Origin of the sequence: Psychrobacter sp. SZ93C1, assembly GCF_015864635.1 — a bacterium.
GTDB lineage: Bacteria > Pseudomonadota > Gammaproteobacteria > Pseudomonadales > Moraxellaceae > Psychrobacter > Psychrobacter fozii.
Genome location: NZ_JADYWY010000006.1, coordinates 125,193 through 136,857 on the forward strand (window position 1 = coordinate 125,193; position 11,665 = coordinate 136,857).

Annotated in this window: 10 protein-coding genes; 4 read left to right on the plus strand and 6 right to left on the minus strand. The window is 42.6% G+C overall.

Annotated features, from left to right (window positions below):
- Positions 1–351: 351 nt before the first annotated feature.
- Complete coding sequence (locus I6E83_RS09260; protein ID WP_227680890.1) at positions 352–1,251, plus strand: D-Ala-D-Ala carboxypeptidase family metallohydrolase; 900 nt, start codon at positions 352–354, stop codon at positions 1,249–1,251.
- A 232-nt stretch (positions 1,252–1,483) separates the two neighbouring features.
- Positions 1,484–2,053 carry a hypothetical protein gene (locus I6E83_RS09265; RefSeq protein ID WP_197101358.1) on the plus strand — a complete coding sequence of 190 codons (570 nt, stop codon included), beginning with the start codon at positions 1,484–1,486 and terminating at the stop codon, positions 2,051–2,053.
- Between the two features lie 80 nt (positions 2,054–2,133).
- Here I6E83_RS09265 and I6E83_RS09270 read toward each other — a convergent pair whose 3' ends face one another.
- The 3 genes from I6E83_RS09270 to I6E83_RS09280 all read right to left on the minus strand — a co-directional run bounded on the left by I6E83_RS09270 (position 2,134) and on the right by I6E83_RS09280 (position 5,626).
- A complete protein-coding gene (locus I6E83_RS09270) occupies positions 2,134–3,702 on the minus strand; it encodes a M16 family metallopeptidase (RefSeq protein WP_197101360.1) in 1,569 nt (522 codons plus the stop codon).
- A gap of 54 nt (positions 3,703–3,756) precedes the next feature.
- Complete coding sequence (locus I6E83_RS09275) at positions 3,757–5,256, minus strand: M16 family metallopeptidase (RefSeq protein ID WP_413787059.1); 1,500 nt, start codon at positions 5,254–5,256, stop codon at positions 3,757–3,759.
- A 205-nt stretch (positions 5,257–5,461) separates the two neighbouring features.
- Positions 5,462–5,626: a hypothetical protein gene (locus I6E83_RS09280; RefSeq protein WP_197101362.1), complete on the minus strand. Its 165-nt coding sequence runs from the start codon at positions 5,624–5,626 to the stop codon at positions 5,462–5,464.
- 333 nt (positions 5,627–5,959) lie between these two features.
- On the opposite strand from I6E83_RS09280, the gene ftsY reads away from it, so the two are divergent.
- Both ftsY and I6E83_RS09290 read left to right on the plus strand, forming a co-directional pair.
- Positions 5,960–7,300 carry a signal recognition particle-docking protein FtsY gene (ftsY, locus tag I6E83_RS09285; protein WP_320158388.1) on the plus strand — a complete coding sequence of 447 codons (1,341 nt, stop codon included), beginning with the start codon at positions 5,960–5,962 and terminating at the stop codon, positions 7,298–7,300.
- A gap of 92 nt (positions 7,301–7,392) precedes the next feature.
- Positions 7,393–7,965 carry a methylated-DNA--[protein]-cysteine S-methyltransferase gene (locus I6E83_RS09290; protein ID WP_197101364.1) on the plus strand — a complete coding sequence of 191 codons (573 nt, stop codon included), beginning with the start codon at positions 7,393–7,395 and terminating at the stop codon, positions 7,963–7,965.
- Positions 7,966–8,164: 199 nt separating this feature from the next.
- On the opposite strand, the gene feoB is transcribed toward I6E83_RS09290, so the two are convergent.
- The 3 genes from feoB to I6E83_RS09305 all read right to left on the minus strand — a co-directional run bounded on the left by feoB (position 8,165) and on the right by I6E83_RS09305 (position 11,603).
- Positions 8,165–10,084 (minus strand): ferrous iron transport protein B, encoded by a 1,920-nt coding sequence (gene feoB, locus I6E83_RS09295; RefSeq protein WP_197101366.1) that lies wholly within the window; start codon positions 10,082–10,084, stop codon positions 8,165–8,167.
- A 199-nt stretch (positions 10,085–10,283) separates the two neighbouring features.
- A complete protein-coding gene (locus I6E83_RS09300) occupies positions 10,284–10,622 on the minus strand; it encodes a FeoA family protein (protein WP_197101367.1) in 339 nt (112 codons plus the stop codon).
- A 231-nt stretch (positions 10,623–10,853) separates the two neighbouring features.
- Positions 10,854–11,603, minus strand: a complete 750-nt coding sequence (locus tag I6E83_RS09305) for a YebC/PmpR family DNA-binding transcriptional regulator (RefSeq protein ID WP_197101368.1) — start codon at positions 11,601–11,603, stop codon at positions 10,854–10,856.
- Between the last annotated feature and the right edge of the window lie 62 nt (positions 11,604–11,665).

An 11,665-nucleotide genomic window follows, 5' to 3' on the forward strand; every position in this document is an offset into this window, starting at 1 on the left:
GCTAAAAATGGCTAAATCTTGCCAAACATCGTCAAATAGCTGGTTAATATCCCGATATTATCTGCGCTATTTTTCTTATTTGACGGCAATTTATCTCGTTTTTATCACCATTTTTGAAATGAAGACACGTCCTAATGCAATGTTGTGTAAAAAGTAACACCTAAGCAATAAAGTCACATAATTATAAAAATCATGAGGATAAGTGTTAATTACGAATATCACACCTCTGATTAGAAGCGATAGTTTAGCCTGCTTGCTGAAAATTTGATAGTATCGATAAAACGTTTTTAGCGGTAGTCTCTTGCGATGATCAATATAACAGCCCGAAACTATAGGCATATTCAGCAGCCTATGATTGCATTACTTGTGTGTGCCAGCAGTATTTCTGCCCATGCTGCGCTTACCAGTGACAATAGTGAACGTCGAATACAAGTACGTCAAGGTAGTAATGTCTACATTGAACCTTCCACAAATGGCTCAATTCACAGCCCTGGTGTTACGATACTGAGTGGCGGCAATGCTACCAATGGCGATAGCATGCAGGGATTGATTGCTCAAAAACAGCGTGATTTTAATTTGGATGCCCGTCTATCTATCGAAGAAAACAAACGTGTCAATATCAACCGGCGTCCGACCACTTATGGTACAGAACACAATCATGATGGCCATGACACAGGGAGCAATGATGACAATGACGCTGTCAGTGTTGACTTTAATGTCTGGCTGAATAACAACAGTTACCGTGCCAAACAAGTGGCAGAGTATCAACGCTATCTCAGCTCGCAAGTGGGCGCAAAAAACGTACCACCACTATCACAGCTATTGACTACTGCTCGCAGCTGGAGTAAATGTGGCTATGAGCCTTATCAGTTGCCACCGCAAGAATTATGGGCAAACATTGTACCGACGTTACGTCTGTATAGTGAGCTCAAGCAGCAGGGCATCTTGCCTGCAAGTAGTGAAATACGTTCGGTATATCGTAGTCCCGGCCTCAATGATTGTGCAGGCGGTGCTGACAGCAGCAAGCACATGAATGCTAGCGCTATGGACATCTGGGTGCCAGAATATGAATATAACCCATGGCAGCGTAGTACAATGCAGGATGGATTGTGTCAATTTTGGCAATATCAGGGAAGCGGGCATAATTTTGGTTTAGGGTTATATGCGACAGGCGCTATTCATTTAGATACTGATGGCTATCGTAAGTGGGGGTTCAACCATGCGAGTAGTGGCTCGCCCTGTCGCTATTAAGATTGCTCATCAGTGATTAGATTATCAACTGTGAGATGGTTCAAAAGTAAGAAATAAACGCATGAGTCATAAATTTTTTTGGTATTAACGAATATGTTGATAGACTATATTCGCATAACTAAAAGTAACACTTATTTGATCTCTTGATTGAGTCGCTAGATAGCTTGTAAAGCTTGCCTGTCAATCTTGGTAATTCCATAATTTTGCAAGAAATTTATTATAAGTAGAATTTATGAAAAAGCAGTACTCAGCAAAAAATAATAATATCTGTAAGCCCGCAAAAACATTTTTGAAGTTAAATAACAAGCGCATTGTTTTATTTGGTTCAGCCATTTTCTCAATTTTATTTATCAGTGCTTGCAGTCCAGATTCTATTTTTGAAGACAGTATGCCAATGACAGAGGCGACTGCTAACAATGCTGATAAAACCTTACAAGAGGCGCAAGAGATTGAAGACAATATTCGAAACTCTTACGCTCGATTGGCTTCACAACGTTCAGATGTCTGTCCAAAACTGATACAAGAAGATGTCGGCAGTCAGGTCGTTGAGCGTACTGCAGAAGTCATGGTAGATGATTATTGTGATTATTTTCTATATCCACAAGAAGGTCAAAATATTTCTGTTAAAGTTAATAATCGTCAAATCGAAGCATTATTAATAGTACCTACGTTGCATAACTTTGCCAATGGTGACTATCAAGTAAGCTCTTACGACAAGCACGTGATTCGACTGGCTTACAATGGGGCAGACTATAAGCCTGAAAATTTTATTTATGACGTTGCCGTAACCATTGCCAATTAAATATATCCTCAACTGTCTTTATCACTAAAGATAAACGTCAAGAGCGATGCTATTTCTGGCATCGCTCTTAAATTAAATAATTACTTTTTAGACTTCTTATCTTTCCAAGGGTCATCCTGGCCGACAGTGACAATTAAAAAATCATCAGGCTTTAGCGTGTCACGCATTGTTTGATTGACCTCCGATAGCTTTACTTGGTCAATACGATTGACGTAATTAGTCAGATAATTGTCTTGTAACTGATAAAAATTCATCATGCCAAGTAAACCATTAATCCCCGCATTACTCGCAAATCCCATTGGAAAGCTGTTCTTAAGACCATCTGTTGTCAGCTGCATCTCGCTACTGGTAATACCCTCATCTAAAGTATCATTGATAACCTCTAAACTGGCATCAATGGCAGCACGAGCTTTATCATTACGAGTCGAAAACCCAATTTGATAAGGACCTTTTGCAAGCATTGGGTTCATAGATCCTGATATGCCATAGGTGTAGCCAAGATTTTGTCGGATTTCAGTCATCAGCCGTGCATTAAAATCTCCGCCCGCCATAACTTCATTGCCGACAGCAAAGTTTGTTTGCTGCTGCTGATCTTTTATATTAGTAGCGCGTTTACTGCCTAACTGGCCCATCAGTACGGTGGTTTGAGTACTCGGAAATGGAATATGAATGTGCTTTGCTTGGCTTAGTGATTTCGGCTCAGGTAACTCCGTTGCCATTTGACCTATTGGTAGCTCGGTGGTGATATCTTCAGCCAGTTTTTTTGCTTGTGCTAAGGTTAAATTCCCCGTCATAGCAAGCGAAGCATTAGCCGCGACTAAATAACGGTTTTTAAAATCTATCAGCTGTTGTTTGCCGATACTAGGGACGCTTTCAAGCGTACCAGCGGATGGATGAGCATAGGGATGCTCCCCGTATAGTGCCTGATCAAAAGCAATGCTGGCAAGGCTGTTTGGATCTTGTTTTTGTTGCTGCAAACCGACCAATAATCGTGCTTTGTTGCGCGCTAAAATATCATCGTCAAAAGCAGGTTCGCTGAGCATTTGAGTCATTAAATCGATGGCAGGCAGCAGATGTTTATCATCAGATAAGCTCCGCAATGAGACGATAAACATGTCTTTATAGGCACTGCTGTCTAGGTTTATACCCAATGTTTCAACTGCTTGTGTGAATTTATTTTCATCCAAGCTTTTAGAGCCTTGCGTCAGCATGGTCGCTGTCATACTAGCAATACCAAAGCCATCTTTTTGGATGCTGCCATCACGTGCGCTACCTGCATTAAAGCGCAAGTCGATATCGACAATTGGCAATGTTGTGGTTTGTACAAAGCGTACAGGTACACCCGATTTGGTTTTGAATTGCTGAATTGTCGGTACGGTGACGGTCAAAGGTTTGGCGTCATTTAAGCTCGTCAATTTCGATAATGCTGCAATGGGTGCGCTCGTATCTACGGCAGCCGCTGAGCCGCGGTATTCTTCCGTAGCCGCCGAGTCCGCCTGTGCTGGTATCGTCAATATCGTCATACCGAATAATATACCCATGCTCAGTTGAGAGAGTTTTTTAGAGGCGGTGTTTAAGCGTTGCATTGGCATTCGTGCATGATTTAGAGGGTTTTTTCGTATCTGTAATAAGTCATTATTTTGAGTCATGGTTTTCTTCTTATTAATAGTAACGTCTTTATGCTCGGCATAATCACCACACCATTATTTTTTTGTGTTGGCTTGGTCTTTAGGCGGGATGACATGCATGACCGTTAAATTGTCTTTTACTAAATATTTTTTACTGGCCGTTTGTATGTCAGCGATCGAGATGCCATCAAGTTTGGCTGGTAGCTCCGCAAGCAGTCTGTCATCCAGTCCAATGGACTGTAATGAGCCAATCATACGTGCCTGACCTTCCATGCTGTCTTGTGCGTAGACAAGCCCTGTCACCGTGTTGGTTTTGGCGCGACTGATTTCGTCGGCAGCAATTGGATCGGTTTTTAGCTTCTCTATCTCAGTCATAATGGCTTGCTGTGCTTGTTCTAAGCTCACGCCTTCACGTGGAGTGGCTTGAATCAGGAACAAACCATCGCCGCGATCGAGCAAATCATAAGACGTTCCTACTGTGGTCAGTAGCCCTTGCTCACGTATCAGTCGACTCTCAAGGCGAGCAGACAAGCCACCATCTAATACATCTTGGGCCAGTGAGAGCGCATACGCTTGTTTTTCATTATTTTCACCTGCTGTGACGAGGCTAGGTACGTTATAGCCCATTAATAAAACCGGTACTTGTACGGCTTGCTCGGAGTCGACTTTCTGATAGCCACGGAAGCCTTTTTGGCTGACAGTAGGGCGTTTCGGTAAAGCGCTCGGCGTTAGCTCACCGAAGTATCGTTTGGCCTGAGCCAACACGTCTTGAGGGTCGACATCACCCACGATGACTAAGGTTGCATTGTTTGGTGCGTACCATTTTTGATACCAGTCTTTGAGTTCCGGTAGTGTGATTGATTCAAGCTCGCTCATGGGGCCGATGACGGATTCACCTTTTGGACTATCAGGCAATGCGAGTAAACGAAATGACTCGTATGCTTTTGCCAGTGGATTGTCATCGGTACGCTGACGGCGCTCTTCCATGACAACTTGGTGCTCTTTGACAAACTCTTTTTCATTGAACAGTAGATTTTTCATGCGATCTGCTTCTAGCTCAAGCGCTAGTGGGAATCGGTTGGCAGGGAACAGCTCGTAATAACCCGTATAGTCGTAGCTCGTAAAGGCATTGTTGACGCCGCCAAACTTGGCAATTAAGCGCTCATAGTCATCACTTGACACGTCAGTAGTGCCTTTAAACATCATATGCTCAAGTAAGTGAGAGATACCACCCTTGTTAATGGGTTCATCAGTTGAACCTACTCGATACCAAATCTGAGACATGACCACTGGTGCACGATGGTCTTCTTTTATCACTATTTTCAGACCGTTCTCTAACTGATACTCATGTCGACCTGACATATCCATGGATAATGATGATGACTGGCTATCATTGGTCGTTTGGTTTTGACCCGCTTTATCTTGGTTCAATGTGCTCGGAGTTGCTGGAATTTGAGCGGTAGACAATAGCTTCGGATCGATAGCATTGGTCTGGCACGCGGCAAGGGTCGTCATCATTGCGATGGAACAAGCAATGCGTAAAGCGGTTTTAGGTAGTGGTAAAGACAATATCATGATGTGTTCTACTCATATAAAATGATAGCTTGTAAACTGATGATTGATAAATCAAACAATATATTAGGACAGGTTCACTATGCAGCTATGGTATAGACAGACAGTGGCTATTGTTTAGACGATTGAACTTTTCAGATGACTTAACGTTAGAAAAGCACTGATAATTTGTGAATGTCTAATAGGCCTTAGTTGTCGTGATAAAGTGCTATAGAGAAGTGTGTGCACCGACCATAACAGTAGCAGTTGGCTTAATATCATGTGTGGTGTTACAGCCTGTTGTTGCTAGTGTGGCGGTCGCTATCAGCATTACGGTACTGATACTGATTATTTTCTGTGCATGTTTTTTATAAGTGTTAGATAGTGATGACATAGGTAACTCCTAAAAGGTGATAACCAAAGTGGTTTCTAGGTATAGAATGAAAAGCTAGAACAAGGAAGTAAGACTGGTAGAGTAGGTGAAGTTTAACATGTGTAAAGTCAGATTTTTGTGTCCAAACCTTAAGCAAAACTTTCTCAGTCGGTTATATGATCTCTTAAACTTATAAATTTTGACGATAGTCTATGATGGTAAGGGCTGAGCATAACCTGAATTATGCTAAACTAGGGCAAAATTATTTGTCATGTCGATGGTCAAAACATCATGACCGATAAATCCATTTAAAATAAACAAATAACTGATTGTGATAACTTTTAGGGCAAGCTTATGAATAACCCAAATAATAATAGCCGTGTGGTCATTAACCTCGATGGAGATCTTGATGACTTGGATGACGACGATATTACTTTACCCAGTCTATCGGCACAATCCGTACCCATTATCGATGAGACTGTCGATGTTGCAGCAGTGAAAAAAGACAGCACGGTAAATAAAGAAGTACCAAGTATCAATGCTGTCGCCAATGCAGCAGACAATATCGCTCTGGGCTCGCCAATCGAAAGTGATACAGTTAATAAAGATAACGCCGCAACACCTAGTAGCATTTCTACTGCGCCAACCATGCCATTGCAGGACCAGTTAGGCGATACATCAGCTGTTAGCGCTGCAAGTAGCAATTCGCAAGCGGTAACTCAGACGGTGCCAGAATCAGTAGAGAGCCAAGAAAACAATAAAAAAGGCAGTTGGTTTAATCGTATGAAAACGGGGCTGAGTAAGTCACGTAAAAACCTAGCCGAAGGTATGGTCAGTATCTTGATCGGTGGCAAAGAGATCGATGATGAGCTATTAGAAGAAGTTGAAGATCAGCTGCTTGTTGCCGATATTGGGGTGAATGCAACCAATCGTATTATCAAAAGTCTCACTGAACAGACCGCCCGTGGTGATTTGATTTATGCACACTCATTATATAAAGCACTGCAAAGTGAGCTGGTCGATATTTTAACCCCGAAAGTCGCACCTTTAGTGATTGATAGCACCAAAAAGCCATTTGTCATCCTAGTCGTTGGTGTCAATGGTGTGGGTAAAACAACAACGATTGGTAAGCTTGCCAAGCGCCTGCAAGGTGAAGGTAAATCAGTCATGTTAGCGGCGGGCGATACGTTCCGTGCTGCTGCGACAGAGCAACTACAGATATGGGGTGAGCGTAATAACATACCAGTAGTAGCGCAAGGTCATGGTTCTGATAGCGCGTCTGTCATCTTCGATGCCATGCAGTCTGCCAAAGCCAAAAATATCGATGTGTTAATCGCGGATACTGCTGGTCGCTTGCAAAACAAAACTCACTTGATGGCCGAACTAGAGAAAGTCGTACGTGTCATGCGTAAAGCCGATCCAAGTGCACCGCATGAAGGCATGATTGTGCTTGATGCTGGTACAGGACAAAATGCGATTAACCAAGTAGAGTTATTTAATAAAATCGTACCATTGACCGGTATTACCATTACCAAGTTAGATGGTACGGCGAAAGGTGGCGTAGTCTTTAATATTGCTGAGACAACGGACGTGCCTATTCGCTATATTGGGGTGGGTGAGTCGATTGATGATTTACGTGCCTTTAGTCCAAAACAGTTTGTTGCCGCGTTATTTGAGACTGATGATAAAGAATAAAATAGCCATTTTTAACCCATTTAGATGACTATCGATTGAATTGAAGACATGCCCTAGCAAATTATTTTTAAGACAATTGGGAAGTAGAAGCCATGATAGTTACCACAGCAGCCTTTGGATCACATCGATTAACGCTAATCGCCCGTGTCAATGAGCATGGTCACCCTATGCTCGTTGAGGCCAATTGGTTGCTGGCAGGTAACTCTTGGCAGCACTCAAAATCTATTCCCAAACTCAAAAAGCATTATAAGCTTACAGAGCAAGACTTTACCTTTATAGATACTAATAGCCTAAGCGAGAATGAGCCTTCTCAAGCGTTATTGATAGAAGCCATCGCGCAATTAACGGCGTATTTTAAAGGTGAGCTTCAGGCGTTTGATTTGCCGATAGATATGAGCTTGGGCACTAAGTTTCAGCAACAAGTATGGTGTGCACTACAAGGTATCAATCATGGCGAAACGATCAGCTATGCCACATTAGGAAAGCGTGTTGATAGTCCTAAAGGGTTTCGTGCCGTTGCTAATGCCAATAGCAAAAACCCTTTTAGTATTATCGTGCCTTGTCATCGAGTGATTGCTAGTGATGGTAAGCTTGGCGGTTATACAGGTGGGCTAGATAAAAAAGAATATCTGTTAGCGCTTGAAGGGGTCAAATGTAAACCATAAGCGTAAATCTACTTTTTACGAATTGATTGAGCACCAAACCTGTCATGAGGTTTGGTGCTTTTTTTATTTGGCGCATTTATTACAGCCAGAGCAGCCTTGTGACTTCTTAAATATAACCTTTGTCCATACATAGTAAATAGAGATGGCAACGATTATAAAGACGATAAAATATTCTAACCATATACTCATTATTAACTCCTTAGAATCCAAAAATTTGGCCTGTTATTCGATAGACTACCCAAGCCATGACATAAGCCAATACAAACAAATAGCCAGTGATGGCCAACGTCTGCTTTAACGATTTGGTCTCACGGCGGATAACCGTCAGCGTGGCTAAACACATAGGCGCATATACGTAAAATGCTAAAAATGAAAATGCAGTCGCAAGTCCCCACTGGGCATGAATGATTGGAATAAGCGTTTGATTGATAGCTTCATCACCGACACTGCCCACGGCATATACTGTACCCAAAGCTGCCACCACGACTTCTCTTGCTGCAAGTCCTGGAATCAAAGAAATACACATCTGCCATGTAAAGCCAATAGGCGCAAAAATAGGCTCAATTAAATGCCCAAGCATACCAGCAAAGCTGTAATCAATAGCGGGTCCAGCGGTGCCAGTAGGGGCTTCTGGAAAGGTAACCAACACCCATAGTACAACAGATAAGGTGAAAATAACGGTACCGGCTTTCATTAGGAACGCACTTACTTTGTCCCAAAGCTCACCCGCTATATGCCTAACATTGGGCATACGATACGTGGGTAGCTCCATTAATAAAGGAAAAGCCGAAGACTCTGACTTTGTGTTATGAAAATGTTTGAACAGCCAAGAGATTAGCGCCGCTGAAAACGTGCCAGCCACATATAATACAAATAACGTAATACCCTGCAAATTAAATATGCCAAGCACCGCATGATTGGGTATCACAGCGGCAATAATGAGCGCATAGATAGGTAAGCGAGCCGAACAGGTTAGCATGGGTAAAACAGCAATCGCTACCAATCGTTCTGTATGACTAGGAATAGTACGGGTCGACATGACCGCTGGTACGGCGCAAGCAAACCCTGATAGTAGGGGGATAAACGAGCGTCCAGACAGACCTATCTTGGCCAATAGGTTGTCTAATAAAAAAGCGGCCCGAGGCAGATACCCTGAATCTTCAAGTATTAACAAAAATAAAAACAGTAATGCAATCTGTGGCACAAACACCACGACGCTGCCCACACCAGCCACAATACCATCTACAATGAGACTTTGTAATATTCCATCCGGTAGCCATTGTGATAACAGAGTTCCCACGCTGCCTACTAGCCACTCAATGCTGTCCATCAGCGGTGTGGCCCATGCATATACTGCTTGAAATATGACAAATAAAATCATTAATAAGATGACAACACCTATCACGGGGTGAAGTGTCAATTGGTCCAAACGTTCATGCCATCTGGGCAAACGCTGTGCTGCCGTCACGGCTCGGCTGAGAATATCGTCAGCCTGTTGGTACATCGTATGGGTATCAGTATCAGTCTCAAAAAAATGTATGGGCTGCTCGCTATAACCAATATAATCAATCAGTTCATCGGCTAAAGTGAGTAATTTCGCACAACCTTTACGTTTAATGGCGACTGTCTGGACAAAAGGAACGCCAAGCTCATTTGCTAGTATCGACTCATCGACGACCAGACCACGGCTTTGTGCCACATCACTTAGATTGAGTGCCACGATGATGGGTAAGCCTAAGTTTTTTAGCTCTAGCAACATACGTAATGACATACGTAGATTGGTTGCATCAGCCACAAATATAATCCCATCAGGGACAGATTCGCCAGGCATCTGACCAAACAGTACTTTACGAGTGACTTCTTCATCGAGACTGGCTGTTTTTAAACTATAAGTGCCCGGTAGATCTAAAATATTGACATTAGAGTGCCCAAGTAGGCTAGCACTGCGTTTATCAACCGTGACGCCAGAGTAGTTTGCCACTTTAGCTTTAGAGCCTGTAAGCACATTGAAGGTAGCTGTTTTGCCGCAATTGGGTGCGCCGACCAAAGCCAGTGTGATAGGGGCAGTGCTGGCTTTTATTTGATTGGCTGGTACTGAAAGGGTTGCTGAAGAGGTCATAAGCTTATGAATCGCTGTTAAAGGGCTGGTATCGTCATTCCACTAAAAAAGCGTTACTGCGTTAACCTCGCTTGACGTATTTAATATACGTATACACTCGGTTGCCTTGTACTACTTTTAAATGGAATCGACTATATGAAAAAAGCGTTTGGATAGAGCACGTGGGCATCCAACAATTAGTGCCTTTTATCATTTGCCTTTATGTGACAGCGCGGCATTGTATTTTTATCAGTTCATCGGCACGTAAGCTAAATTGTGCGCCTGTGCTCAGCTGCACTGCATAAGGTGGTTTACCAAACAATCCTTTGGCTACAATGTGAATTAACGTATTGGGTAAAAACCCTAAGTCTTTTAGTCGTTGACTGATAGCCCCATCGATCTCACCAAACCGACTATTGGCGACAATCTCATCAATGATGGCAGGTTGACGCTTATCGAAATCCAGTAATGAACACACAGGAGATGATGTGGTTTTGTTATCAGAAAGAGTAGACGTATCGGTAGTGGGGCGTTGAGAAGGGAGGATCGTAACACTCATAGAGAGTCCTTAATTATTCGCATTATTGCAAATAATAACTATTACTGTTTTTGTGCGATTATATTCCTCAACTTTCACAAAAACAATATCCATAAGGTGGCTTGTGACAACAAAAAACCAGACAGTAAGAAACTGTCTGGCTCTAAAGTTTAAATGATTAATACTAAAGGTTATTTCTAATATTTAGGTCTCAAAGTTCAGCAACATAGGCCAGATTTGAGACTATATTAATTATCCTTCAAGCTGTGCCATTACGTCAGCAGAGAAGTTCACATTGCTATAAACCTCTTGTACATCATCGATATCTTCTAGCATATCAATCATTTTCATGACTTTTTCGGCATCTTCAACATTGTCTATTTCGGCAATGGTTGATGGTGACATGGTTACTTCCGCATTGTCAGAAACAAGACCCGCTGCATTAAGCGCGTCTTGAACTTGACCGAAGCTTTCCCATTCAGTGATGACAAGTAAGCTTTCACCATCATTTTCGATATCGAGTGCGCCAGCATCTAGTGCCGCCAGCATGACTTCATCCTCTAAGCTTACATCGTTAAAGGTGATTTCGCCGCGTTTGGTAAACAGATAAGCCACTGAACCTGTAGTGCCAAGATTACCATCGTTCTTCGTAAAAGCATGACGTACTTCACTGACCGTACGATTTAGGTTGTCAGTCATGGTCTCGACCAGTACGGCCACACCGCCCACGCCATAGCCTTCATAGCTGACATCTTCCATGTTTTCATTATCGCCACCGCCTGTACCACGATCGACCGCACGGTTAATCGTGTCACGGGTCATGTTGACCGATAGTGCTTTTTCGATCACGGCACGTAAGCGCGGGTTTTTATCAGGGTCGGGGTCACCTTGCTTGGCAGCAGAAACAATTTCACGGATAATCTTGGTAAATACTTTACCTTTTACCGCATCCTGACGAGCTTTGCGGTGTTTGATATTTGCCCACTTTGAATGGCCTGCCATATAACATCCTTAAGTTCTGCGTACTATTTATTGTGCTTAAAAAAAGTGTTTAGTAATCATCT